Annotated in this window: 24 protein-coding genes; 11 read left to right on the forward strand and 13 right to left on the reverse strand. The window is 69.2% G+C overall.

The window, feature by feature from the left end; all coding sequences use genetic code 11:
• Positions 1–165: 165 nt before the first annotated feature.
• Positions 166–375 carry a hypothetical protein gene (locus tag ACQPWU_RS30195; protein WP_433445119.1) on the reverse strand — a complete coding sequence of 70 codons (210 nt, stop codon included), beginning with the start codon at positions 373–375 and terminating at the stop codon, positions 166–168.
• Between the two features lie 126 nt (positions 376–501).
• Entirely contained in the window at positions 502–1,245 is a 744-nt protein-coding gene (locus ACQPWU_RS30200; RefSeq protein ID WP_433445120.1) for a hemerythrin domain-containing protein, read from the reverse strand.
• A 427-nt stretch (positions 1,246–1,672) separates the two neighbouring features.
• Between ACQPWU_RS30200 and ACQPWU_RS30205 the strand changes: the two genes are divergently transcribed.
• The gene (locus ACQPWU_RS30205; RefSeq protein WP_433445122.1) at positions 1,673–2,431 is read left to right on the forward strand and encodes a class I SAM-dependent methyltransferase; all 759 of its coding nucleotides are present in this window, start codon (positions 1,673–1,675) and stop codon (positions 2,429–2,431) included.
• A gap of 67 nt (positions 2,432–2,498) precedes the next feature.
• Here ACQPWU_RS30205 and ACQPWU_RS30210 read toward each other — a convergent pair whose 3' ends face one another.
• A complete protein-coding gene (locus tag ACQPWU_RS30210) occupies positions 2,499–2,816 on the reverse strand; it encodes a hypothetical protein (protein WP_433445123.1) in 318 nt (105 codons plus the stop codon).
• 407 nt (positions 2,817–3,223) lie between these two features.
• Here ACQPWU_RS30210 and ACQPWU_RS30215 point away from each other — a divergent pair, with 407 nt between their 5' ends.
• Together ACQPWU_RS30215 and ACQPWU_RS30220 are read left to right on the forward strand one after the other, a co-directional pair.
• On the forward strand, positions 3,224–3,802 hold the full coding sequence (locus tag ACQPWU_RS30215) for a dihydrofolate reductase family protein (protein WP_433445124.1): 579 nt from the start codon (positions 3,224–3,226) through the stop codon (positions 3,800–3,802).
• A 643-nt stretch (positions 3,803–4,445) separates the two neighbouring features.
• Positions 4,446–5,321, forward strand: a complete 876-nt coding sequence (locus ACQPWU_RS30220) for an alpha/beta fold hydrolase (protein WP_433445125.1) — start codon at positions 4,446–4,448, stop codon at positions 5,319–5,321.
• On the opposite strand, the gene ACQPWU_RS30225 is transcribed toward ACQPWU_RS30220, so the two are convergent.
• Positions 5,277–5,531 (reverse strand): hypothetical protein, encoded by a 255-nt coding sequence (locus tag ACQPWU_RS30225; protein WP_433445126.1) that lies wholly within the window; start codon positions 5,529–5,531, stop codon positions 5,277–5,279. The two genes, ACQPWU_RS30220 and ACQPWU_RS30225, sit on opposite strands and share 45 nt — an antisense overlap.
• An 88-nt stretch (positions 5,532–5,619) precedes the next feature.
• On the opposite strand from ACQPWU_RS30225, the gene ACQPWU_RS30230 reads away from it, so the two are divergent.
• A complete protein-coding gene (locus ACQPWU_RS30230; RefSeq protein WP_433445127.1) occupies positions 5,620–6,747 on the forward strand; it encodes a serine hydrolase domain-containing protein in 1,128 nt (375 codons plus the stop codon).
• A gap of 229 nt (positions 6,748–6,976) precedes the next feature.
• Here the strand turns inward: ACQPWU_RS30230 and ACQPWU_RS30235 are convergent, their stop codons facing one another.
• Positions 6,977–7,258 (reverse strand): zinc-binding dehydrogenase, encoded by a 282-nt coding sequence (locus ACQPWU_RS30235; RefSeq protein ID WP_433445129.1) that lies wholly within the window; start codon positions 7,256–7,258, stop codon positions 6,977–6,979.
• 9 nt (positions 7,259–7,267) lie between these two features.
• Between ACQPWU_RS30235 and ACQPWU_RS30240 the strand changes: the two genes are divergently transcribed.
• On the forward strand, positions 7,268–8,164 hold the full coding sequence (locus ACQPWU_RS30240; protein ID WP_433429273.1) for a transposase: 897 nt from the start codon (positions 7,268–7,270) through the stop codon (positions 8,162–8,164).
• 12 nt (positions 8,165–8,176) lie between these two features.
• Here ACQPWU_RS30240 and ACQPWU_RS30245 read toward each other — a convergent pair whose 3' ends face one another.
• Both ACQPWU_RS30245 and ACQPWU_RS30250 read right to left on the reverse strand, forming a co-directional pair.
• Positions 8,177–8,884 carry a zinc-binding dehydrogenase gene (locus ACQPWU_RS30245; protein WP_433427425.1) on the reverse strand — a complete coding sequence of 236 codons (708 nt, stop codon included), beginning with the start codon at positions 8,882–8,884 and terminating at the stop codon, positions 8,177–8,179.
• A 13-nt stretch (positions 8,885–8,897) separates the two neighbouring features.
• Positions 8,898–9,230, reverse strand: coding sequence for an ArsR/SmtB family transcription factor (locus ACQPWU_RS30250; RefSeq protein ID WP_214644049.1), 333 nt, complete (start codon positions 9,228–9,230; stop codon positions 8,898–8,900).
• Between the two features lie 102 nt (positions 9,231–9,332).
• Between ACQPWU_RS30250 and ACQPWU_RS30255 the strand changes: the two genes are divergently transcribed.
• A complete protein-coding gene (locus ACQPWU_RS30255; RefSeq protein ID WP_433427427.1) occupies positions 9,333–10,067 on the forward strand; it encodes an SDR family oxidoreductase in 735 nt (244 codons plus the stop codon).
• A gap of 343 nt (positions 10,068–10,410) precedes the next feature.
• Here the strand turns inward: ACQPWU_RS30255 and ACQPWU_RS30260 are convergent, their stop codons facing one another.
• The 3 genes from ACQPWU_RS30260 to ACQPWU_RS30270 form a co-directional block, all read right to left on the reverse strand.
• A complete protein-coding gene (locus ACQPWU_RS30260; protein WP_433427429.1) occupies positions 10,411–11,982 on the reverse strand; it encodes an alpha/beta hydrolase in 1,572 nt (523 codons plus the stop codon).
• 549 nt (positions 11,983–12,531) lie between these two features.
• A complete protein-coding gene (locus tag ACQPWU_RS30265; RefSeq protein ID WP_433427432.1) occupies positions 12,532–13,320 on the reverse strand; it encodes a MerR family transcriptional regulator in 789 nt (262 codons plus the stop codon).
• Positions 13,321–13,592: 272 nt separating this feature from the next.
• Entirely contained in the window at positions 13,593–14,678 is a 1,086-nt protein-coding gene (locus tag ACQPWU_RS30270) for a DUF5937 family protein (protein ID WP_433427434.1), read from the reverse strand.
• 99 nt (positions 14,679–14,777) lie between these two features.
• On the opposite strand from ACQPWU_RS30270, the gene ACQPWU_RS30275 reads away from it, so the two are divergent.
• From ACQPWU_RS30275 to ACQPWU_RS30285, 3 genes are all read left to right on the forward strand, one after another.
• Positions 14,778–16,019, forward strand: coding sequence for an MFS transporter (locus ACQPWU_RS30275; protein WP_433427437.1), 1,242 nt, complete (start codon positions 14,778–14,780; stop codon positions 16,017–16,019).
• Positions 16,020–16,100: 81 nt separating this feature from the next.
• Positions 16,101–16,394 carry a hypothetical protein gene (locus tag ACQPWU_RS30280; protein ID WP_433427440.1) on the forward strand — a complete coding sequence of 98 codons (294 nt, stop codon included), beginning with the start codon at positions 16,101–16,103 and terminating at the stop codon, positions 16,392–16,394.
• A 405-nt stretch (positions 16,395–16,799) separates the two neighbouring features.
• The gene (locus ACQPWU_RS30285; RefSeq protein ID WP_433427442.1) at positions 16,800–17,807 is read left to right on the forward strand and encodes an aldo/keto reductase; all 1,008 of its coding nucleotides are present in this window, start codon (positions 16,800–16,802) and stop codon (positions 17,805–17,807) included.
• A gap of 127 nt (positions 17,808–17,934) precedes the next feature.
• Here the strand turns inward: ACQPWU_RS30285 and ACQPWU_RS30290 are convergent, their stop codons facing one another.
• Together ACQPWU_RS30290 and ACQPWU_RS30295 are read right to left on the reverse strand one after the other, a co-directional pair.
• Entirely contained in the window at positions 17,935–18,597 is a 663-nt protein-coding gene (locus ACQPWU_RS30290; protein WP_433427445.1) for a DUF4097 family beta strand repeat-containing protein, read from the reverse strand.
• Positions 18,598–18,884: 287 nt separating this feature from the next.
• Positions 18,885–20,414 (reverse strand): hypothetical protein, encoded by a 1,530-nt coding sequence (locus tag ACQPWU_RS30295; protein ID WP_433427448.1) that lies wholly within the window; start codon positions 20,412–20,414, stop codon positions 18,885–18,887.
• Between the two features lie 151 nt (positions 20,415–20,565).
• Here ACQPWU_RS30295 and ACQPWU_RS30300 point away from each other — a divergent pair, with 151 nt between their 5' ends.
• Positions 20,566–21,228 carry a response regulator transcription factor gene (locus tag ACQPWU_RS30300; protein WP_433427450.1) on the forward strand — a complete coding sequence of 221 codons (663 nt, stop codon included), beginning with the start codon at positions 20,566–20,568 and terminating at the stop codon, positions 21,226–21,228.
• Positions 21,225–22,340, forward strand: coding sequence for a sensor histidine kinase (locus tag ACQPWU_RS30305; RefSeq protein ID WP_433427453.1), 1,116 nt, complete (start codon positions 21,225–21,227; stop codon positions 22,338–22,340). Before ACQPWU_RS30300 ends, ACQPWU_RS30305 begins: the two co-directional genes overlap by 4 nt.
• A gap of 214 nt (positions 22,341–22,554) precedes the next feature.
• Here ACQPWU_RS30305 and ACQPWU_RS30310 read toward each other — a convergent pair whose 3' ends face one another.
• Positions 22,555–23,769, reverse strand: coding sequence for an MFS transporter (locus ACQPWU_RS30310; protein WP_433427455.1), 1,215 nt, complete (start codon positions 23,767–23,769; stop codon positions 22,555–22,557).
• Between the last annotated feature and the right edge of the window lie 55 nt (positions 23,770–23,824).

The raw sequence follows: 23,824 nt of genomic DNA on the forward strand, positions 1-23,824 counted from the left end.
GCGTCAAGGTCAAACCAGCGGCGCTCTTCGCCGAGGTACGGCCGTCATGCCGTCACCCAGTCCCGTCATGACCGGCGGTTCGCCGCTGCGATGGACTCACGTAACTTGGTCAGCCGCTGTTCCAGCGTGCGCAGTTCCTCGGTCTTGCAGCCCGCAGTGAAGCATTCACCGCCGCACCCCCGCCGTCGCCAACTGCACCACATCCGAGCCGATCGTCCCGTCCGACGATCCCGCAGCGGCGCGGGCGAGGATGAACCTGGCCAGGACGTCGGTCTCCAGCGCATCCAGGTCATCTGGAGTCGCCGGACGGCGCTTGCCCGCTGGTGCCTCCAGCGCCTTGGCGTCCAGCCGGAAGAACTGCTCGAGCTCGGCCACCGACACTTCCGGCCGGAACCCGCGATAGCGGGAGGCGTCTGGCCTTCGAGCCCCGCGATCAGCGCCGTCTCCTCCCCCGCGACATAGGAGCCGGCGCCCGCCCACCACCGTTCGGCCGGGGAATCGTCATACGCGGGGCGTGAACTGGTTCAGGTCGTAGATGCCGAGCGTCTTTTCGATGTCGGCGACCTGCCCGACGATGCCGGTGAAGCCGGCCGCGCCGAAGCGGCGGTGCTCCTCGTCCTCGAAGATCTCGCCCAGCTCGGCGAACTCCCTGGGAGGGATGACTTCCCGCATCGCGGGGAAGACGACGGTGTCCTCGCGGGCCTCGTGCGGCTCGTACATGCGGATGAAGGCGGCCATGGTCGCGGCCAGGTCACGACGGGCCTGCTGGGGCGTGGGTTTGGCGGTGGCGCCCAGGATGCGGCCGGTCAGGACGCGTCCGCGCTGGTGCTGCTGGAGCAGCACCGAGACGGTGTCGGTGAGCTTGCCCGCCTTGACCAGGCGCGGGAAGACGTACCGTTCTTCGAGCCGCTCGTGGTACTCCTCGATGAAGTTACGGATGATGCCGGCCCCGGCGTGCAGGGCCTGCGCGGGCACCTGCTCGCCGGCGTTGATCCGCCGGATGCCCTCCCGATAGATCAACAGGACACGTTTGAGGACCCCGTGCTCCCGCATGAGGTCCTCCGGCGGCGTGACCGGCACTTCGGCGGCCGGTTGCCGGCCGGGGGCAGGCGTGGGCGTCGCGGCGCTGCTGGCTTGTCGCGCGGTGCCGCACCCGGTCAGCACCGCCGAGCCGCAGGCCAAGGCGACGGGCAGGCTGAGCATGTCGCGGCGGCGCACGATCGGTGTTTCGCGGTCGTCCCTCATCTTCAGCCCCGGTCCCCGAACCAGTCCGATGCGGGCCGACTGGACCGCATCACGCCGGATGCCTGCCCGGCCGCTGGTGATCTGATGCGGTGACGCGGGTAATGCTTGCCTCAGCTCGGCCAGACGATGCGCCCCTACCGCATCGGCACATGACCAGCGGCTTCACAGATCCCATGGGGAACCGGCTTCCTGCGACCCAGCTTTGGGGGTTTGGGGGCCGAGAACGACGCCTCGCTCGGCAGGTCAATGTTCGGCGGGCCACTTCCGGCCCCCTCAGCAGGATCTCGTGCTGGTCACCGCGGTGCAGGCACGTCCGACCGCAATGCCCGCCTTGCGGCATGACGCGACAGTGCATATCGTGCCGATGTATCCACTCGATATATCGGGCTGACGGTTTGCCGCAGCCCGACTGGACGCGGGAGATGCGATGAGGCGGATCGACTACGACACGGAGCAGTACCAGGACTACGCGCGTGGCCGTGCGCTTGCCGAGCAGCAGATGCAGGTATGGATCAGTGCCTTCGGAGCGGTGCTGCCCGAGCGGCGTCCGCTGGCGGGGCTGGACGTCGGCTCAGGGACCGGCAGGTTCACCCCCGCGCTGGCGCGAACGTTCGGGCCGGTCACTGGCGTCGAGCCGTCGGTCCGCATGCGCGAGATAGCGCAGGCGCAGTCCCGGCATCCCGGTGTGCGGTATCTGGCAGGCTCCGCCGAGGACATGCCGGTGCCGTCCGGCAGCGCCGACTACGCTCTCATGTTCTTGTCCTGGCACCACGTCCAGGACAAGCCGCGGGCGGCCCGGGAGCTGGCCAGGGTGCTCAGGCCCGGCGGGCGGCTGCTACTGCGCGCGAATTTCAGCGACCACCATCCCAGGCCGTGGTGGCTGGAGCACTTCCCCCGCGGCTTTGAGGTGGACGCCTCGCTGTTTCAGCCGCTGCACGAGGTCATCGCGATGTTCACGTCGGACGGCTGGCGCGTTGCCAGCTTCGGCACGGTTACCGAGCCGTCCTCCGGTACCCGCGGTGACATGCTCGAACGGCTGCGCCTGCGCACCCTTTCGTTCTTCGCCCAGCTCAGTCCCGACGAGCTGGAGGCCGGCTTCCGCCGCCTGGAGCAGGCTGTTGCCGCAGATCCCGGCGCACCAGCGCCTGTGTTTTCTGAGCCGCTGCTCACGCTCGAACGGTGCTGATAATGCCAACGGCGCCTCGTTGACCTGCGTTGCGACTGATGGTCTCACCGCAACCGGACGCGCGTTGTCAAAGCTCAGCGACACCGGATGGTGCAGAACGAGGACGCATCCGCCAATGCGCTCCGGCCGTTCCTGCTTTCAGATCGTCGTCCTTCCGACGCAGCCCGATCGCCTCCCCGCGGCGTAGCCCGCGCAGAGCGACCAGCCGCTGGGCGGCCGCGCGGGCGAGGAAGGCGAAGGTGTGGGCCGGGGGGTCGTCCGCCTCGACGTCGACGATGTCCTGCTGTCGGCCCGCAGGGGCAGCAAGTTGTGCGAGGCCGACATCCACCCCGATCTCCGCCATGAGCTGGAGCTCTGGCTCGACGAACGCCCCGACTGGCTCCATGCCGGTGACAGCCGGGCGCCGTTCTTCAACACAAAGGGCGCACGGCTGACGGCCCGGGCCGCCACCCCGGCATCGTCTCCGGACGGCGCTTGGTCGCCAGCGCCTCCAGCGCCGCGCGATCCAGCCGGAAGACCTGCAACCAGTAAGAACAGCCACCGTCGCAAGATCAACCCCCTACCGCTGATTTCTTCTTGAAAGCCCTTCTGGTTGATGATCAGGTACGGGTTCGCTGTGTCGGGCCAGCGGCTGCGCCAGTGGTGGAGCCGGTCGAGAGCAACCCGGGTGTTCCACGTTCACGTTCATTCCCACTGATCTTTCCGTCGTGGTGTCGAGACGGTCGGATCGGCTCCGACCTTCTCGTGACGGCGCCGGATGGCGGCGCCGGTGGATCGAAGGGAAGGCTCGCGATGAGCAAGGTAGTGCTGGATGTGTCGATGTCCCTGGACGGCTTCACGGCAGGACCGAACGTCCGGACGGAGGAGCCCATGGGGGACGGCGGCGAACGGCTGCACGAGTGGATGGCCGGGAAAGGGCCGGACGGCGGGGTCGACATCGGCATCCGCCGACAGGTGGACGCGGCGGTAGGAGCCGCCGTCATCGGACGGCGTACCTTCGACCTCGGCGTGATCCCGTGGGGCGGCACACCATGGCCCGGCGTCCCGAGCTTCGTGGTCACCCACCGGACCAGGCAGGACCTCCTCGGCGACAACGGCGGGACGTTCGCCTTCGACGGGCTTCAGGCCGCAGTCCGACGCGCCAAGGATGCCGCCGGGGACAAGGACGTCCTGGTGCTGGGAGCGGACGTCGCCCGGCAGCTGCTCAGGGCGGGCCTGCTCGACGAGGTATGGCTCCACCTCGTCCCCCTGCTGATGGGGGCGGGCACGCCACTGTTCGCCGGCGAGCGGGCCGAGCTGATCCCGGAGGGGAAACCCGTCGCGGGAACCGTGTCCGTGACCCACCTGCGCTACCGCGTCCTGAAGCCCTGACGCCCTTGACCTTCGCTGCCTCGCAGCGTGACGATGGGGCGAAGTGTCCACGGCATCTGAGCGCGGGCGAGGACGAACCCGGCCAGCACATCGCTCTCCAGCGCGTCCAGATCGTCCGGAGCCCACGACGCCCGCGCGCCCCGCGGACGTCGTCGGCGGCGCGGCGCAGTCCCACGCATAGATCCCCGCACCAACCGCCAGCGCCAACTCCGGCCTCGTCTTCGCTATCGATGCAAGACGAACGACGAGGACAATAGACCTTTAGAATCTCTGAAATTTCATCAATCTCGAAGAGCCAGGGATCCCAGGAAATAAGCCCGGGTCCTGCGGCTATGGCGACAAGCAATCGCTCAACGAACTCAGGGTCATTTCACAACCGAACGGCTCGGTGAGATCCGGATCCATCTAGAACCGGTGCCACCGGAATACGGCAGAAACGGGCCGCCGTACCCGAGCCGAGGCCAGTCAGCCTCGACGTTGGGGATCGCGGCGTTCTTGCCAGCGGGTGAGGGCATCGGGCGAGACGCGAGCGCGAAGGCAGTCATTGAGGTACGGCCGGTTCTATCGGTTGCGGCGCGCTGTGCTCGGCCGGGCCATCGGCAAATGTCGGCGCTCGGCAGCAGGTGGCCGCTACCATGCCTCCATGTTGGATGCGCACGAGCGATTTGTGCTCTCCGGGCCGCTGCGGATTTGGACCGAGAGGATCGGGGATCCTGTGCTTCCCGCAGTTTTGATGGTGATGGGGTCGGCTGCTCAGGGTGTCTTTTGCCCGGATGCGCTGGTTGATCGGCTTGTTGAGCGTGGGGTTCAGGTGATCCGGTTCGATCATCGGGACACCGGTCGGTCCAGCGTTGTCGACTTCGATGTTCACCCGTACACGATCGGGGACATGGCTCGCGACTGCCTGGCTGTGCTGGACGGTTATGGATTGGGTTCCGCTCATGTGGCTGGGACGTCCCTGGGCGGCATGATCGCGCAGTGGCTGGGGGTGCACGCGCCGGACCGGGTCCGGTCTTTGACTGTGATGTCCAGCTCGCCGATGGGTCATGATCTGAGGCCGGTGTGGGCACGGGCGCGGGCAGGGGAGCCGGCCGACCCGGATGATCTGCCGCCGCCGTCGCCGGCGTTTCTCGCCCATCTGGCCGCGGGGCTGCCGCCGGGTGTGGAGTCCGACGTGGCCTTGTTCCGGGTCTTCAACGGGCCGGTTCGGCCGTTCGACGAGCCGGCCGCCCGGGCGATGCTGGAGCTGGCGCTGTCGCGGGCTACCGACCCGGCGGCCGCGGCCAACCATGACCAGGCCGCGTGGATGGACGCCCCCGACCTGCTCGCCCCGCTGTCGTCGATCACCGCGCCGACCTCGATCGTGCACGGCGACCAGGATCCGGTCTTTCCGCTCGGCCACGGCGAGGCCCTGGCTGCCGCGATTCCGGGCGCGGAACTGCACGTCGTGCCCGGAATGGGCCATGTCATGACTTCACCTGGCCTGCCCGAGGAGGTCGCCGACCTGATCCGGCTGTGACCCGCCTTGCGGGGGTGGGGCCGCGCCGATGAACAGCCGCGCGGTGAACCGCCACTCGATGGTGGCGAGACCTGAGGATCGAGCGGCGTCAGTCCCGGCACCCTCTACCGCCACATCGTCGACGTGCGCGAGCTTCGCGCAGCCGGTCAGGCCCCGCCGCAGCGACGGCATCATGAGCGAGACGGAGCTGCTGAAGAAACGATAGAACAACTGGCAGACGACAGCCGCGTGCGACCGCAGCGGCATCGGCGGCCTGCCCGTCCTGGATCAGGTGGAGGCTCGCCACTAGCCTGGCGGGATGGGATGGGATCTGGGCGAGCTTGTCGCGAAATACGACGTACCGGGCGCACAGGTCGCCGTGCTGGCCAACGGGGAGATTCGGGACGAGGCGGCGGGCGTGCTGAGTCTGCGCACCCAGGTCGAGGCCACGACCGATTCGGTGTTCAAGATCGGCTCGATCACCAAGATCTGGACAGCCACGCTGATCCAGCAACTGGTCGACGACGGTGTGCTGGATCTCGACCGTCCCGTTCGCGACTACCTGCCCGGTTTTCGGCTGAGCGACCCGGCCGCCACCGCGTCCCTGACCGCCCGCCACCTGCTCACCCACACCGGCGGTATCGACGGCAACCACTTCACCGACACCGGTCGCAACAACGACGCGATCGAGAAGTTCGTCGCCACCCTCTCCGAGGCGGACCATTTTCTCCCGCCTGACACCGTCTTCTCCTACTCCAACAGCGGGTACGTGGTGCTCGGCAGGCTGGTGGAGGTGTTGCGCGACAAGCCCTTCCACGACGTGCTCCGCGAACGCCTGGTGACACCACTGGGCCTGCACACCGCCGCTACCGACCCCTACGAGGCGATCCTTCACCGTGCCGCGGTCGGCCACGTCCAGACCGGCGGACAGGTCGTTCCGGCGAAAGCGTGGGCAGTTTCGTACTATTCCGCGCCCAGCGGCTCGCACCTCGCGATCAGCGCACGCGACCTGCTGGAGTTCGTCCGCCTGCACCTCACCGACCACGCGCTGGCGGCACTGCGCGAACCCCAGGTCGAATCCGTCCCGGACTTCGGGGGCGGCGTCATCGGCTGGGGACTTGGCTGGATGCTCTACCAGGACGGCGTCGTCGGCCACACCGGTGTCTCCAAGGGGCAGAAGGCATGGCTTCGCGTCGTCCCATCGGCGGGTGTGGCGGTGGCCGTGCTGACCAACAGCACGGGCGGTGCGCCACTGGCCTACGAGATCTTCGGTGCGGTGCTCAGGGACCTGGCCGGCGTCGAGACGGCACCACTACCCGTGCCGCCCTCGAACCCGACCGAAATCGACGCGGACCGCATGTGCGGCACCTACCGCTTCCACCCTGTACGACATCACCCTTACCAGCGAGCACGACCGCGCCTTCCTCACCTACCGCCCACGCAATGAAATCGCCGAGTCCTTCCTCGGCGGGTCCGAGAACCGCGTCGAGGTCGTCCGCCTCAACGACAGCTCGGTCATCACCGCCGAACCGAAGTCCGACGGCCACCAGGTCCTGTCCCTGGTCGGCTCCGACGGGCACGGCCGCGCCCGCTTCCTGCACAACGGCGCCGCCGCCTACCGGATCGCCTAATCGGCCGTCGGTATAAACGGTCTTTGTGATCGCCTTGGCTTGCCTTCACGGCAGGGTCAGCACGGCCTTGCCGTAGGTCGTTCCCTCGGCGAGGGCCTCGAGCGCTTCGGGAGTCTTCTCCCAATCCGTGGTGAATCCGATGCGGGGAACGAGTCGGCCGCCCGCGACCAGCGCGGCCAGGATGGCCAGGTCCTCACCCTTGGTTTCGTCCGGGTCGGGGCTGATGAAGCCCACGACGTGGGCGTTCCATGCCTGGCCGTAGAAGTCGGCTAGATCGCTGATGTGAAATTTTGGTGATCGGCCGCGGGCGTGACGAAGGGCGTCCATTGTCGGTGTGTGAAGACTGACTTAGACGCCCTTCTGACCGCACTCTATGTGCATCTGGACGATCACGTGATGCCTTCGCGGGGACGGCCTCGCGGACGGGGCCGGCCGCCGGTGCTGACCCCGGCCGAGGCGGTGGTCGTGGCAGTGGCGCAGGTGCTGCTGCGGTGTGATGACGAACGCCGCTGGATGCGGATGGCGGCCAGCCGGATCGGGCACCTGTTCCCCAGGCTGCCGTCCCAGTCGCAGTACAACCGGCAACTGCGTGATCTGGGGCCGGCCATGTCGGCGGCGGCGTTGTGGCTGGCCCGCCAGGTCCCGACCTGGCACGAGCCTTTGCGGCTGATGGACGGCACCCCGATCCGCTGCGGCGCCTCGCGAGTGACGGTCAACAGATCACACCTGGGTGAGATCGCCGGATACGGCATGGACAAGTCCCACCACGCCTTCTACTGGGGCGCCAAGCTGATGCTGATCACTACCGCTGATGGCGCGGTGACCGGCTTCAGCCTGGCCCACCCCAAAGAGCTCGATGAACGCAAGCAGGCCCTGCACCTGCTGCACGTCCACCAGATAGCCGACGGGCCATGCCCGATCGTGTGCGACAAGGGATTCGCCGGAGCCGGCATCGAGAAGGCCGCCGCCGATCTGGGTCATCTCCTGATCCGGCCGACCCGCGAAGACGAGCCTGCACGCGCCCTGCCCTTTCCCGGCTGGCTGCGCCAGCGCATCGAGGCGATCATCTGGACACTGAAGAACCAGCTCGGCCTCGAACGCCACAACGCCCGCCACCCCGACGGCCTCTGGGCCCGTATCAGCCAGCGCATCCTCGCCCTCAACGCCGCAATCTGGCACAACTGGAACACCGACGCACCCGTGAAACGGTCCCTGACCGCCTACGACCACTAACCCAAATTCACATCAGCGATCTAGGCGCAGTTCGGCGGCTCCGCCGAGGTTGCCGTACCAGATCAGGGTTCCTCGGGGGGCCATCCGCCGGACGGCCTGAGCTGTGAGCGGGCCTCCGATGCCGTCGAGTACCGCGGCGAAGGGGCCGAGGTCATGCTCGTCGAGCGAGGTGATGACCCGGTGCGCGCCCAGTTCGAGAGCTGTGACGCGTTTTTCGGGGCGGCTGACGTACGCGGTGACGTGCGCCCCCGAGGCCACGGCGAGCTGCACGGCGAACTGGCCGACACCGCCGGTCGCGCCGGTGATCAGCACCTGGCGCCCGAGTACGGCGCCCGCGGCGCGTAGCGCGCGCAGTGCGGTCAGCCCGGCGATCGGCAAGGTCGCGGCCTGGTCGAAGGAGACCCGGTCATCGAGTACGGCGGCCCGGTGCGCCGGGACCGGCACGCGCTCGGCCCAGCCCTCCCAGTCGAGGTAGGCGGCCACCCGTGCGCCGGCGGGCGGGCCGCTGCCGTCGGCCGCGGCCCGCAGCACGATCCCGGCCGTGTCCTGCCCGGGGCGCCATCCCTCAGGTCGCCGGCGGATCAGGTTGAGTTCGTCGTGGTTGAGGGCGTACGCGCGCACGCCGAGCAGGAACTCGTTCGGCGCGGGCTCGGGTTCGGGCAGGTCGTCGTCCAGGCGCAGCCCGGCTCGGCCGGTCGGGTCGGTGATGAATCCACGCATCCCGCGCCTCCTGTCAGGATCCGATGTGCTCGGGGGCGGTGCCGAGCACGGCGTCCAGCAAGCCGGGGAAACAGGCGTCCAGGTCGTCGCGGCGCAGGCTGAGAATGCGCTCGGAACCGCGCACCCTGACCTGGATCACCCCGGCCTCGCGCAGGACCCGCTGGTGGTGGGAGAAGGTGGACCGGCTGATCGTCAGGCCGGCCGCCTGCTGGAGCCGAGTGCACGCCGATTCCCCCGCCCGGTGCAGGGCGCGTACGGTCAGCAGCCGCGCCGGGTCGGCCAGAGCCGCCAGGACCTTCGGCAGCCGCAACTCGGCGGTGGCCGGGTGCATCTCCTCGATCAGCATGGGTGCTCCCTTGCGTGCATCGCTTTTGCCATTACGTCGAAGGCTATCGTACTGTTCGATGACTATCGACGTGTTCGTTATCTATCGAATCGAGGTCAGGACATGAAGAGCAGCAAAGTGGCGCTGGTCACTGGTGGTTCTCGGGGGATCGGCGCGGCCATCGTGCAACGGCTGGCACGCGACGGCATGCGCGTGGCCTTCACCTACGCCACCAAGCGGGACCGCGCTGACCAGGTCGTCAATGAGGTCGCCGCCGGTCAGGGGCAGGCACTCTGCCTGGAGGCCGATGCCGCTGATCCCACCGCCATCGCTGCGGCCGTGGAGCGCAGCGTGGAGGTGTGGGGGCGGCTCGACGTGGTGGTGGCCAACGCGGGCGTGGCCCGCGCGGGAGGCATCGACGCCCTTGCCGCCGAGGACATCGACCGGATGATCGACGTGAACGTACGCGGGGTCGTGCACACCATCCGGGCGGCGCTACCCCACCTCGGCGACGCCGGGCGCATCGTGACGATCGGCAGCGTGAACGCCGAGCGCACGCCCTTCGCCGGGGCCGCCGCCTACGCCATGACCAAGGCGGCCGTCGCCGGCCTGGTCCGCGGCCTGGCCCGGGACCTGGGCCCACGCGGCATCACCGTGAACAACGTCCAGCCCGGCCCCACGGCCAACGACAGCATGAGCCCCGACGGCCCCGCGGCCCAGGCCATGACCAAATGGCTGGCCCTGCCCAGGATCGGTGCGCCGGAAGAGATCGCCGCGCTGGTCGCCCACCTCGTCGGCCCGGAGGCTGCGTTCATCACCGGCGCCAGCCTCACCATTGACGGCGGCTTCACCGCCTAGTCAGGCGCATCGACCACGACAATCAGGCAACCTGTGGCGATCGGTCCTCTCCGAACCCAACACGTGGAGCATGCGCGGCGACATCTCGCCGTCCGCGACAACCTGCCCAACCGAGCCACCGACGGCCAGGCCAGGTGCTCGACGCTTCCTTCGCCACCCGGAACGGGCAGAAAGGCGCTGCGGGACCGGCACCGGCCCGGGACGCTCGTACGCCGCCACTTCGAGGCGATGGTGTTCTGCCACCTGTCGCGTGGACCACGAGCGGGCCCGGCCACGACCGGCTCTCGGCTCCTCAAGGGTCGAAGATCAGGTCAGGAATCGAGCCCTGACGACGGCGTGGGGCTCAGAGCTTGCACCGGGCCCCTTCGGCGGGGGACCTGAGGTCGATGAGGTAGGCGGCCACGGCGTCGTTGACGCAGGCGTTGGTGGTCAGGAGGGTGCCGTGCTGCTCGCCCTCGACAGTGAGCAGGCTGCCGCCCAGCGCCTTGGCCAGGTTGATGCCGCCCTCGTGCGGGGTGATGGGATCACGCGTGACGGAGACCGTCAGCGTGTCGGCCAGGCCCTTGATGCCGGTGGCGTACGGGTAACCGAGCGTCGGCTTGACGGGCCACCCCTCGCAGCCGTCACGCGCCTCCTTGACCGGGCGGCCGGGGTCGGTGAACGGCGCCGCCTTGAACCACGCCCGGTTCAGCGCGGTCTCCTGCTTGGGTGTGTGGCGCTCCTCGTCCAGGCAGTTGATCGTCATCGAGGCCTCGAGCGAGTTGGGGTAGCCGCCGTCAGCGGTTCGCCCGTGGTAGCCGTCGCGCAGCTTCAGCAAACCATCGCCCTTGCCGGCCTCCAACTCGGCGATGCCCTCGATCGCGGCAGGCCAGCTCGCCTCGGCGTACATCGCGGCCGTCACCCCCTCGACGGCCTGCTCGAACGTCAGCCCGCGCCCGTCGGAGGTCCGCGCCGGCTTGTCGATCAGGGGCCGGACGAGCTTCTGGAACGCCTGGGTGGCGCGCTTGGGGTCGGTGCCGAGCGGGCAGTCCTGCCGGGTGGCGCATGAGGCGGCCAGGCGCTGGAACGAGGCCTGCATTCCGGTCGCCTGCTGGACGCGCCGCTCGTACGTGCCCGCCATCGGGTCGAACGCCGCGTCGAGCACCAGCGCGCGGACCTTCTTCGGGAACATCTCCGCGTACACGGCTCCGAGCCGGGTGCCGTAGCTGGTGCCCGCGTAGGACAGCTTGGCATCGCCCAGGGCCTGGCGCAGCACGTCCATGTCGCGCGCGACGTCGCGGGTGCCGACGTGCGCGAGCACCTGCGTGCCGCCGGAGCGCCTGGCGCACTGCGCGACGAGCCGGCGGGTCTCCTGCCGGGTCCAGTCATCCACGCCGGCCGGGATCGAGGAGAGCTTGGCGCCGCGCTCGCGTTCGGCGTCGGTGTAGCAGTCGAGCGCCGGCGTGGAGGCGCCGACGCCGCGCGGGTCGAACCCGACCAGGTCGAAGCGTTCGGTGATCGGCGATTTCGCCCACACGGCGGCGGTCAGGGCCGCGTACTCGGTGCCGGGGAAGCCGGGACCGCCGGGGTTCAGCACCAGCGACCCGATCCGGTCCTTGCCGCGCGCGAGCACCCGCAGCAACGCGATCTCCGCCTGCCTGCCCTCCGGGTTCCGGTAGTCGAGCGGCACCTTGAGACGCGCGCACTCCGCTTTGACGGCCGGCGCACCCGGCGGCAGCTTCGGATCACACGGCTTGAAGGCCGGCTTCTGCCCGTAGAAGCGGTCCAGGACGAGACTGGACGAGGCGGACTGCGCGCCGGCCTGGGCGGTACCGGCCGAGACGGTCTGGCCGCCGACCGGTCCGGTGCAGGCGCCGAGCAGCAGCGTCAGCGCCGCGACGCCCAGGACGGCGGCCGGTCTCTTGCGATATGGCATGTGCTTTCTCCTATCGTCACAGGTGAAATCAAATGGGCATGAGGGCAGGCTCACGTCCGGTCCGCGGCACCGCGGAGGGCGTACACGTGCATGCGTTGTGGCACGTCGAACTGCGCCTCGTGGTCCAGACCCGGCAGTGCCGTCCTGGCCACCCGTTCGTCACCGCGCGTGGCTTCAGGCCGATCAGCCAGGGATATTCGGCCGACCCGCGACGGAACCGCGAGGCCCGGCGCTCCGCAAGCCGCCGGCGGGTCGCCTCACCGGCCTCGGCCGGTCAGGCGTCGAACCCGGTGCGGCGGCCATGCAGCCTGCGTTTCGGCAGTCGCGGACGACCGGGTACATCCACCCGCCGCCATCAGCAGCGGCACCGCCTTGAACGACGACCGGGCACGACGTGATAGCACTATCTCCTCCTATGCGCAGAGCGGACGTGCCCGTTCAGCTGCACAAGCGCGACGAGCGGCATAGGTAACAGGAAAAACTATGACGTCACGTCCAAGTCAACCGGCGCATCGGCCCAGCCTCTGACCGACCGCCACGTGGCACAGATCAGGCGGGCTCAGCCGGGAGGGCGGGGTCGGGCGCCGGCGCGTCGCTGATCGCCATGCGTTTGAGCACCCGCTCCGCGAACAGCTGGTTCGCGCGGTGCTGCTGGTCGTTCAGATTGCGCTCGCCGTAGGCGGCGAGCATCGTGGAGACGTCGGTGCCGAACTCGATGTCCGGCCAGTTCTCCAGGAGCGGCTGGTACTGCGTCACCATGTCGTCGGCGAGCTGTTCGACGACCTCCTGCGGGGTGTCCGGGCCGAGTTCGGCATAGCGCCGGAGCAGCTCCGTAGTGGCCGGGGTGAAGATGGCGTGCTGCGCCAGGGCGCCGGCGAGAGTGGACGTCTCGGGCTCGCCGATCAGGTGAGAGATCAGGACAATCTGCTCGTGCTCGTGGCGCGCCGTGTCGGGGGCGATGTCGGCGACGGCGCTGAGAGTGGGTGCATAGGCGGCCATTTCCGGCGGCAGGTCGGGCATCGCGCCGTGGCCGCGCAGCCGGGCGATGGCCGCCCGGCGGCCGGTGAGCCGCTCGATCTCGGCGGCCGTCTGCCGATCCAGCTCATCGAGCAGTGTCTCCGCGGCCTGGGGATCGTCGAGCACGTCCGGGAGCGCGGCGAGCGGGACGCCGAGCTCGGTCAGGCGGGCGATCCGCAACAGCCGGACCAGGTGGCGTACGTCGTAGTCGCGGTAGCCGTTGACCGAGCGCTCGGGTTCTTCGAGGATCCCGATCTGAAGGTAGTGCCGCACGGTGCGGATGGTGACTCCGGCGAGCGCGGCCAGTTCGCTGCTGCGCAACGGTCTTTTCTCCTTCGTTTCCCCGGTCGGCGCCCGGGACGCGACAACAGTGACGGCGAACTCGGCCGCGAGCGAAAGCGGCGGGGGCTGGCAAGCGGACGCATTCCGTACGGTCGATCACACCCGGCCGGCATTGCGGATCGTCATGAGCCTGTCATGGCACCTTACCGGGGAAGTCATGACGTGGGCGTCACTGATCACACAGCTGCGGATCACCCCAACAGCCACCCCTCGTGGGTAGCGAGCATTTCGATCTGGCAGACCGAAGCTACTCAGCGCAGTACGGCCGTCAGCAGGTCGCCGCCCAGCGCCGTCAGCTCGGGGAGATTGAGGGTGTGACGGACGTAACGACCGTGCCGCCGGGCCGTGAGCAGGCCCGCGCGGCGCAGGACAGCGAGGTGGCGGGACACCTCCGGGGCTGAAAGTTCCCAGGCGTGGGCCAGCTCACCAGTGGTGTGCGGGCCGCGGGCGAGAGTGCGCAGCAGCCGCAGCCGTACCGGATGCGCGAGTGCCTCCAGCCGTAGCGTGACCGTCTCCAGCGATACCGGCTCCGATGGACGTGCCTCGGCCACGGGGTACTGCACCACCGGCTGCCACCCGGGCGCGTGGACCACCACCAGGTGCGGGCGGCCGAAGACGCTAGGGAGGAACGTGACCCCGCTACCGTAGGCGGCGGTCGCATTGTCCTGCAGCTTGTCCACGATGATGCAGTTACCGTCCGGCGCCAGGGTGACGGCGCCGGAGACCGACGCGAGTGCCGCCCCGATACCCTGGCGCTTCAGCAGATCGTTCTTCAGGCGCAGGTCGGTGGCGAGTTGCACGGCGACGCCCGTCCAGGCGGCGTCGAAGAAGGCCTCGGCGCACTGTTCGAGGGTGTGACGCACCCGTGCCCGCACGGCGGCCGGGTCCGCGAGCAACCGTTCCGCGAAGGCCTCTTGGAGCGCGCCGCGGGCCTGGGCCAGGTCCAGGGCCCGCTCGCGCGCCGTCGCGTCGGCGAGCGGCGACGGCGCGGCGAAGTGGACCCGGTTGCTGCCGCACGTGGTAATGAGCGCGGCGGTCACATAGGTTTCATCGTCGATCCGGTCGACATCGTCCAGCTCCTCGGCGAGGGTCAGCCGAGGACGAGCGGGGACCAGAAAGTCGGCTCGCGAAGAACGCCAGAGAAACTCCGCCTCCCTGAGCCGCTCGGCCAGCTCCGGCCGCAGCCCAGCCCAGACGTCCCCGGCCCAGCCGGCGAGCTGCGGGTGATGCCCGGGTTCGGCCAGCACGTGCAGCATCGCGGTCAGCTCGGCCAGTGGGGAGGCAGCGAACCGCACTCGCCCGGACGGCAGACCGCCGATGTCGATCCTCAACGTCATCCCCTCATCATCGCTGGTCGGATCGCCGACGACCGCCTCAATTGACGGTGTCCGTCAACCGACACAGCCGGCCCAGCGGCCGAACGCATCGTTGACGCCATGACAACCACCACCAAGATCCAGCCGCGCGCCCTCGTCCGTGCCTCCGGAGGCCCCCGCTATGCCGTCGCCCTGGCCGTGGACGCGCTCGGCACCGGCCTGCTGCGGCCCTTTCTGCTGCTCTACGGGGTGACAGTGCTGAGGCTGTCCGCGCCCCTCACCGGCATCGCCATGACGGCCGGCATCGTCGTGGGTCTGCTGTGCATGCCCGCTGTCGGCCGATGGCTGGACCGGGGCGCACGCAGCACGGTCGTGGCAGCGTCGATGCTGGTGCGGGTGCTGGGCGTGGCGCTGCTGCTGGCCACCCCGGCGGGGCACGTCTGGCTGTTCGCGACGGCGGCACTCTTCCTCGGCATCGGCAACCAGGCATGGCCCGCCGCCCACGCAGCCCTCGTGGCCACGGTCGCCCACGGCCGCGAACGTGACGCCGCTCTCGCGGGAGGCCGCGCCCTGCGCAACGCCGCCCTGGGCGCCGGCGCCCTCCTCGCCACCGCATGCCTGGCGGGCGGCACCACCGCATTGCAGGCGCTGGCAGCCGCCACCGGGCTCGCCTATCTCGCTGCGGCGGCCTTGGCATGGTCGGTCCACCTGCACACGCATCCGGCCGCTACTCCGGCCAAGGACAGGGCCGGCGGGCCCGCACCTCAGATGCGCGCGCTGCTGGCCGCCAACGTGATCTACGTCTTCTGCCTCAACGTCCCCGAAATCGCGCTCCCCCTGGTCCTGGTGACACAATTGCACACATCCCCAGTGTGGTCGGCAGCCATCTTCGTGGCGAACACGGTGCTGGTGGTCACCCTGCAGGTTCCGGTCACCGTACTGATGTCCCGCTTCTCCCGGCGGACCGTGCTGGCTCTCGCCGGCGTGGTACTCGCCGCGTCCTACCTCGGCTTCCTCGCTGCCACCTCACTGGGACACGGCTGGGGCGCCCCGGCAGTCGCCACGGTGTCCGTGATCTGCACCATCGGCGAGATCCTCTATGCCGGCAGCGCCACCGCGCTCGTCACCGCCCTCGCCCCGGCCCATGTCCTGGGACGCGCTCTCGCCCGCTTCCAGCTCTCCACGGGCTTCGGCCTCGCCGTCTCCCCGGCGGTCATCACCGCTCTCGCCTCCCACGGCTCGGCCGCCCTCTGGGGCAGCCTCACCGCAGCGACGCTCCTCTCCGCCTCCGCCGTCGCCACCGAGAAGGATCAAGGAACGCGGCTCAGCGGTTGCCGCCGCCGGGCGCGAGCAGGCTCGTGAGCTCGGCGATCGCCTCGGGGGACGGCTCGAAGTAACGGCGGACGTTCTCCGGTGTCGGCGCCGTAGCCGAAGATCGCCAGCATGAGCCGTTCGGCCAGGACTTCGGGCTTGAGAGTGAAGCTGCCCGCGACCGAGATGACGGCGTTCAGGCAGTTGGTACGCAGCCAAGCGGCAACGATCCTGACCGAGGCGGCCGAATCCCCTGACGGGCGACCACTGGCCGACCTTGGTGAAGGCCGTCAAAGACGGCAGCGTCCGGTCGGAAGGTACAGCTCTGCGCTTTCTTGCCGATCAAGCGATCTCGACACGGCTCATCAACGAGTTGGTCAGCCGGAGCTCCAGTTGTTGTGGATGTTTGTGTTGTTGGTGGTGTGAGGGATGAGATCTTTTAACCGAGCGCCTTTACATTGTAGATCTCATAGGCGAGACGAGGCAGAAACCGCGATAGCCAGGCCTCGTCACCGCCACATACAGGTTTGCCGGCCGATCACCGGCGACTGCCTGGCCAATCACTGACGCATCCAGACCTCCCCCGAAACAGCCACTCCATCCAAGATCTCCGCCACTCCCCCACCGCCAGTTCCGACGCCCGACGCCGCGGACCGCACGAACGCCGATGGTTGTCCCCGGTTGTTGACCTCTTCTCCCAGGTGAGAGCGTGACGATCTCTTCTGGCGCTTGAGGGCGCATCCGCGGCGCCCTTGAATCTTCCCCCGTTTCCTTGACCTGGAGCGTGCTCGAGCTCCTAGCGTCGGTGGCACCGAGAAGGGAGCACATCACGTGAGAACTGTGCAGCTTGGCCGTACGGGCGAGCAGGTCAGTCAGCTCGCACTAGGGTGCATGATCATGGGAACGGTGACGCCGGAGGACGAAGCCGTCACGATCCTCGACCGGTATCTCGAGGCCGGAGGCAACTTCCTGGACACCGCCGACTGCTACTGCTGGTGGGAGAACCGGGGCAGCTACGGCGGCGAGAGTGAGGAGTTTCTGGGCCGCTGGCTGGCCAGGACCGGCCGGCGCGAGCAGGTGTTCCTCGCGACCAAGGGCAGCGCCGTGATACGCGACCTGGACGCGGTCTGGTCCGACGGCCGGCCTGACTGGGACGCCGCCTATCGGACGTTCGCCGGGGCCGGGGCGAAGACCTTGCGGGAGGCCATCGACGGCAGCCTGCGCCGGCTCGGCACCGACCATGTCGACCTGTACTACGTGCACGTCGACGATCGCGCCACGCCCTTGGAGGAGACGCTGGAGGCGCTGGCCGGCATCGTCCAGGCCGGGAAGGCCCGCTACATCGGCTGGTCCAACGTGCGGACCTGGCGGCTGGAGCGGATCCGCCAGTTGTGCGCCCAGCACGGCTGGCCGGCGCCGGTGGCGCTCCAGCAGCAGCACTCCTACCTGCGGCGCCGGGCCGGGCTCCGGCACGCGTCCATCGTGGACGACGAACAGCTCGACTACCTGCAGGCACACGACGACCTGACCCTGGTCGCCTACTCGCCGATCCTCAAGGGCATCTACGACAACCCCGCCAAGCGCGCGGGCCACGAGGCGATGAACCCTTACCAGGGTCCGGACGCCGAGGCCCGACTCGCCGTTGCCGCCAAGGTGGCCGCCGAGACCGGCATCACCCCGAACGCGCTGGTCCTTGCCTGGCTGCTGCACCAGACCTCGCCGGCGATCGTGCCGCTGATCGGGCCGCGCACCCTCCAGCAGTACGAGGCGGCGCTGCCGGCGCTCGACGTCAAGCTCACAGGGGAGCAGCTCGCCCGCCTCGATGCCGCCGGAGCCTGACAGGGGGCAGACCAAGTACGGAGTCGGGGACGCGAGGACAGCCATTAGCGGTGAGATGGATCTGACCTACTCGAACAGCCCATACCGCTAATGACTGGTCCCGTTGTTCCCCTTTGGAGGCTGCGGGTCACAGGCTGCGGGCGGTGATGTCGCCGTTGGAAGTGGTGGCGTGGATGTCGAGTTCGGCGGTGCCGTCGTTCTTGAGGGCGTTGGTGATGCGGCCGTGGCTGGTGCCGGCATCCAGTGCCGCCGAGACTCCGCCGGCGGCGGCGATCGAGATGTCTCCGGACTGGGTGCGGAGCACGACCTTGCCGCCCATGGCCTCGGCGATCCGGATGTCGCCCCGTGCGGTGCTGATCTCCGTCGGGCCGCCCAGCCGGCCGACCTCGACGTCACCGTCGACCGCGGTGAGGCGCAGGCTCGCGGTCTCGTCGAGCTTGACCTCGCGGTACGCGCCTTCGAAGGCGACATCGCCGAGACGACCGACGGTCCGGAGTTCGGCGCCGGCCGTCTTGGCCTCGATGCGGGAGCCGGCGGGCAGGTTGACCGTCACCTCGATGGATCCGGACGGGCCGAAGTACTGGTTCTTCACCGAAGTCTCGATCCGCAGGACGCCGTCGGCGTATTCGACCCTGGTCTGCTCCGCTGCCGTCACGTCGCGGCTCTTTGAGGCGTTCGCGGGCCGGACCTCGACCGTGGTGTCGGCCTGGTCGGCGGCGATGAACTGGACGCGTCCCGCGGGGATGTCCAGGACGGCGGAGATCGGGGCGGGGGTGTCGAACTTCTGCATGATGGGCTCCTTGTGCTGTGTTCTTTCGAGGTCCACCATCGCCGTCCGCTCTGATACGGGGCCGTCGCAGTCCTGACGCCGCCGCTGACATACGGCGGGAGCTCCCGGCGATCTCGCCCCCCACAGCTCCGCCACCAACCGGCGCGATGTACCGGATAACGTGCCGGAGCCGCGCAGCGACCGCCTGCACGGCACGCCTTCATGACCTCGAGGTTCGGGCGTACTTCCGGCATTGTCCGAGCCGCGTCCCGGGGTGCTGCCGCCCAGCACCTTTGGGTGAGCGGAACCTAACGTGGCACGTTCCTGCGGTGTACCGCCATCGCCGCCCAGAGGGCGAGGGCGGCATATCCGCAGGTCACGGTCAAACCTGCCCACGGCGGGAGCGGGTAATAGCCCCCGAGCAGTGACGGGTGCACGTCCACATGCGCGAACGTGGGGACGCTCTGCGTGATCGCGAACCCGGCGGCAGGGGTGATCATCAGCAGCCATGGCGCCAAACCTGCGGTCGCCAGCAGGTAGGGCACGACGACCAGCGCGATGGCCAGCCCGACGGCGACGACGGCCCGCTTGACCAGCGCGGCGAGGCCCAGAGCCAGTACGGCGGCGGCCGCGGTCAGCGCCGCGTAGCCGACGATGACCCTCAGCTCGGTACCCAGGGTGATCGGCTGAATCGGGTTCTGATTGGCACGCAACATCGCCAGGCCGACGGGGACCACGACCCCCGAGGTCACCAGCCCCGCCACGAAAGCGACCGCGCCGACCACCACGGCCTTGGCCGCCAGCAGCCGCGCTGGCGCTGGATGCGGCTCGGCCGGCAGACCGGCCCCGATCAGCCTCCGCCGGTGTTCCGCCGTGAAGAACGTGACCGCCACCACGAGCACCAAGATCAGCCCCACAGCCCCGCCGATCAGCATGAGGTCAGCGCGCACACCACCCTCCACCGTGGCGGGCCCGATGTCACCGCCCCCGGTCACGATGAGCTTGTCGCCGGACTCGACCACCCCGCCCGGATGATGCGGGGTCTTGCCGTCGGACTCCATGGAGACGCCGACGTCGTCGTGCCGCCACGAACCGTTCGCGCCCTGCAGCGTGATCTGGTCGAAGGTGGCGGTGGCCTGGGCGAAGGCTTCCGCCATGTCCCACAACGCGCCTGGCGAGGTGGCGAACAGCCCGATCTCGACCGTCTCCGGCAGGCCGGTGAGCTTGACCGTGCTGACCTCGGTCCACGTCTTGCCGTCGTCTGACTCGTAGCCGGTGATGGTGTCGCCCGACCTGGTCAGCCGCAGCCACTGCGGGCCATTGTGAGGACCGCCGGGCACGTCCTGGGTGAAGTTGTGCTGCATCCGCACGCCGTGATCTCCGGTGAGCATGACGGCGGCGTACGGCGTGCCTTGCTTGAGGCTCTGCCTGACCAGGAGCCCGGCCTTGGCCCACGGCACCACTCCCTTTTTGATGTTGCGCACCCCGGGTACGGCGTCCGGCAGCCGCATCTGCCCGGTCATGTCCGACACACGGGCGGTGATGCTGCCGTTCCCCGTGAGCGGCTGGTGCACGAAGTAGTACTTGTCCTTCACCGCCGTGCCGTCGGGACCCACCAAAGGCGCGGGGCAGGGGCCCTCGCCCTTCCCGGTCACGCAGGTGCTGCGGGCACCCCCGGCGATCAGCAGTCCGAGCGACACGGTGACCAGCACGGAGGCCGCCATGGCGAGCACCCAGCCTCGCGCGGAGCGGAACTTGGTCCACTCCGCGCGCAGCAACTGGGGGAAACGGTCCCGCCCGGCCCGCGGGCTGGATCGGTGAGGCGTGAATGAACTCATGCCGACGGTTGTACGCGGCACCCGGTTCCAGCCGGGTCGCAGCCGCTGCGACCTGGCTGGAACCGGGGATCTGGCATCGTTGAACCATGGCACCTCGACCCGGCGGACGGTTCGGCCGCCCCGCCCGCACGACGACCGGCGGTGAGTGGCGGTGAGGGTCCTCGTCGTCGAGGACTTCGAGGTCCTCGCCCGCTCCATCGGAACCGGACTGCGCCGCGAGGGCATGGCCGTCGACGTCGTCCTGGATGGAACCGCCGCCCTCGACCGCCTGGCCGCCACCCGCTACGACGTGGTGATCCTCGACCGTGACCTGCCCGGCGTCCACGGGGACGAGATCTGCCGGCGACTCGCCCATGGCCGCTGTGAGACCCGCGTACTGATGCTCACCGCCTCCGGCACGATCGAGGACCGCGTCGACGGGCTCAGCCTCGGCGCCGACGACTACCTGGCCAAGCCTTTCGCGTTCGCCGAACTGGTCGCCCGCGTCCGTGCCCTGGCCCGCCGCGCCACCCCGCCGCTACCGCCCACCCTGGCCTGCGGGGACATCACCCTCGATCCGGCCCGCCGTATAGCGTTCCGGGCTGGCCGGCGCCTTGAGTTGAGCCCCAGGGAGTTCGCTCTGCTCGAATGCCTGCTCGCCGTACCCGGCCTGGTCATCTCCGCGGAAGAACTGCTCGAACGCGTCTGGGACGAGGCCACCGACCCCTTCAGCAGCGCCGTCAAGCACACCATGCACCGGTTACGGGCCAAGCTCGGCGACCCGCCCGTGATCGAGACCATCCGCGAAGGCGGCTACCGCATCGGACCGTCATGACCTCCCGAAAGTTCGCCAGGAGGTCCTTGCAGACGCGGCTCGCGCTCGCCTACGCGGCGGGCATCTACGCCGCCGGGGTTTTGGTGGTCGTCTTCGTCGCCGTCCCGCTCGCCAGCGTCCAGGCGGCCACCCCCAAGGGCCACCCCTCATCGAGCGCGATCACCGAAACCGGGCCCGGGATCAGCCTGCCCCAGCTCCTCACGGGATCCGCCGTCGCCCTGGTCATTCTGGTTCCCGTCGCCCTGGCTCTCGGCTGGTTCGTCGCCGGCCGGTTCCTGCAGCCGCTGCGCGCCATCACCGCCACCGCCCAGATCATCTCAGCCGGAGACCTCCACCGGCGCCTTGACCTCGGCGAGCCCACGGACGAGCTGACCGAGCTCGGCCACACCCTCGACGACCTGTTCGCCCGCCTCGAGGCATCCTTCGACGCCCAACGCCACTTCGTCGCCAACGCCTCCCACGAGTTGCGCACCCCTCTGGCCGGTCTGCGTACTCTGCTTGAAGTCGCCCTCTCCGACCCCGATGCCGACGCCGACACCCTGCGCTCGGTCTGCCAGGAGGCCCTCGCCCTGGGCGGACACCAGGAGCGGCTGGTCCAAGCACTGCTCGCCCTGGCCACCAGCGAGCGCGGCGTCACCCGCCGGGACACTCTCGACCTCACCCACGTCGTCGAAGGAGTGCTCGCCTCCCGCCGCGACCAAGCAACGCGGACAGGCATTGACCTCGCCGAACACCTGACGCCCGCGGTGACGGCCGGGGACCCGAGACTGATCGAAAGCCTCGTCGCCAACCTCATCGACAACGCCATCCGCCACAACCACGCAGACGGGCACGTAAAGATCACCACACAGACCTCCGGCACGCAGGTGGCCCTCACGGTCACCAACAGCGGGCCAGTCATCCCCGGCAACCAGATCCAGCGCCTCTTTCAACCCTTCCAGAGACTGGCGCCCGAACGTCACGGCCGCCGCGACGGCTACGGCCTCGGCCTCGCCATCGTCAATGCCGTCACCCAGGCTCACCACGCCACCCTCACCACCAGCGCACGCCCCGAAGGCGGCCTGTCCATCACCGTGCAGTTCGCGCACGGATCTCATCCGAACCATCCCTGACGTCAGGGGACGATGGCGCGAGGGCGGCAGCAGCCACCCGCATCGGAGCGCTAGACGGCGGTAACGAAGCGCGTGCCGGCTCGCTGTCGCTACTGGCCGATTTCACCTGCGGAGCGGCGTTCAAGACTGTGACCGGGTTCGATGAGGTCTTTCGGGCGAAGATGTCCGGTTCTCCTCGAATACGAGGAGCGCTTCAACGCCCGGCGCGGACAGGTCATGCGCACTCCTTCGCGGTCGTGGCGACATGGGACAGGTCGGCGCCGTGGCGAGCGAATGCCCGGCTGAGTGCCCACACGACCAGCCCGGCCAGGGCATAGAGGGCACCGAGCAGACTTGACGCCGGCCATCCCCAGGTGGCGTAGGCCCAGGTCGTGCTGATCGCCCCGAGCGCGGAGCCGAGGGAGTAGAAGGCCATGTAGGCGCCGATGACGCTGCTGGCCCTGTCTGGGTGGGCCGTGGTGAGGAGGTGCTGGTTGCTGACGTGGACGGCCTGGACGGCGAAGTCGAGCAAGCCGATGCCTGCGATCAGCAGCCACAACGTCGGCTCGGTCTGGGCGATGAGGAGCCAGGATGCGGCGAGCAAGGTGAGTGACCAGCCGCTGATCGCCTGCGCGTGACCGGCATCGGCCCACCGGCCCGCGCGGGCGGCCCCGAGCGCTCCGGCGAGTCCTGCCAGCCCGAAGAGGCCGATCTCGGTGGTGCCCAGCCCCCAGGGCTGGGCGCTGAGGGGGAGCGTGAGCCCGCTCCAGAGCGTCCCGAATGACGCGAAGAGGAAGAAGGCGATCAGCCCGCGGCTGAGGAACAGGCGGTCCGTGACCGCGAGCTTCACCATCGAGGTGAGCACCCGGGTGTAGCGGTCACCTGCCTGCCGGGCATCGACACGAAGACTCAGCCGCGCTGCCAGGGCGACCACGGCACAGAGCAGTGCGAGAACAACGTAGACGACACGCCAGCCGAGCGTGTCGCCGAGGACACCGGCGAGGACACGCACACCGAGGATGCCGATCACCACCCCTGAGGTGACCGCCCCGATGTTGCGGCCCCGCTCGCCCGCGGGCGAGACGGCAGCGATGTAGGCGACCGTGACCTGCACGACCACCGCGAACAGCCCCGCGACCGCCAGCCCCACAACCGCGATGACCCCCTTCGGGGCAGCAGCGGTGATTCCGGCTCCCGCGGCGGTGAGCAGCAGGTGCCCGATGATGAGCCGGCGGCGGTCGAGTAGATCGCCGAGTGGGACCAGCAGGACCAGTCCGGCGCAGTAGCCGATCTGCCCGGCGGCGACCAGCCAGCCCAGAGACTCCGACGGGAGTCCCAGATCGGCGCCTGCGGTCTCCAGCACCGGTTGGATCGCGTAGATCGTGGAAACTGCCACCGCGCACACCAGCGCCAGCACGAACCGCTGCGGCCCTGTGACTCTTGCCGTCACTCCACCCCTCCTTTTGGTAGCAATATGCAACCGTTTCAACGTAGGGCATAATGGT

Source organism: Nonomuraea sp. CA-141351 (assembly GCF_050944675.1).
GTDB lineage: Bacteria > Actinomycetota > Actinomycetes > Streptosporangiales > Streptosporangiaceae > Nonomuraea.

Coding starts and splice junctions, on each gene's coding strand:
- ACQPWU_RS30200 (WP_433445120.1), bottom strand. CDS start 1,245: ATGAGGGACGACCGCGAAACACCGATCGTGCGCCGCCGCGACATGCTC.
- ACQPWU_RS30205 (WP_433445122.1), top strand. CDS start 1,673: ATGAGGCGGATCGACTACGACACGGAGCAGTACCAGGACTACGCGCGT.
- ACQPWU_RS30210 (WP_433445123.1), bottom strand. CDS start 2,816: ATGGAGCCAGTCGGGGCGTTCGTCGAGCCAGAGCTCCAGCTCATGGCG.
- ACQPWU_RS30215 (WP_433445124.1), top strand. CDS start 3,224: ATGAGCAAGGTAGTGCTGGATGTGTCGATGTCCCTGGACGGCTTCACG.
- ACQPWU_RS30220 (WP_433445125.1), top strand. CDS start 4,446: ATGTTGGATGCGCACGAGCGATTTGTGCTCTCCGGGCCGCTGCGGATT.
- ACQPWU_RS30230 (WP_433445127.1), top strand. CDS start 5,620: ATGGGATGGGATCTGGGCGAGCTTGTCGCGAAATACGACGTACCGGGC.
- ACQPWU_RS30235 (WP_433445129.1), bottom strand. CDS start 7,258: ATGGACGCCCTTCGTCACGCCCGCGGCCGATCACCAAAATTTCACATC.
- ACQPWU_RS30245 (WP_433427425.1), bottom strand. CDS start 8,884: ATGCGTGGATTCATCACCGACCCGACCGGCCGAGCCGGGCTGCGCCTG.
- ACQPWU_RS30250 (WP_214644049.1), bottom strand. CDS start 9,230: ATGCTGATCGAGGAGATGCACCCGGCCACCGCCGAGTTGCGGCTGCCG.
- ACQPWU_RS30255 (WP_433427427.1), top strand. CDS start 9,333: ATGAAGAGCAGCAAAGTGGCGCTGGTCACTGGTGGTTCTCGGGGGATC.
- ACQPWU_RS30260 (WP_433427429.1), bottom strand. CDS start 11,982: ATGCCATATCGCAAGAGACCGGCCGCCGTCCTGGGCGTCGCGGCGCTG.
- ACQPWU_RS30270 (WP_433427434.1), bottom strand. CDS start 14,678: ATGACGTTGAGGATCGACATCGGCGGTCTGCCGTCCGGGCGAGTGCGG.
- ACQPWU_RS30275 (WP_433427437.1), top strand. CDS start 14,778: ATGACAACCACCACCAAGATCCAGCCGCGCGCCCTCGTCCGTGCCTCC.
- ACQPWU_RS30280 (WP_433427440.1), top strand. CDS start 16,101: ATGAGCCGTTCGGCCAGGACTTCGGGCTTGAGAGTGAAGCTGCCCGCG.
- ACQPWU_RS30290 (WP_433427445.1), bottom strand. CDS start 18,597: ATGCAGAAGTTCGACACCCCCGCCCCGATCTCCGCCGTCCTGGACATC.
- ACQPWU_RS30295 (WP_433427448.1), bottom strand. CDS start 20,414: ATGAGTTCATTCACGCCTCACCGATCCAGCCCGCGGGCCGGGCGGGAC.
- ACQPWU_RS30305 (WP_433427453.1), top strand. CDS start 21,225: ATGACCTCCCGAAAGTTCGCCAGGAGGTCCTTGCAGACGCGGCTCGCG.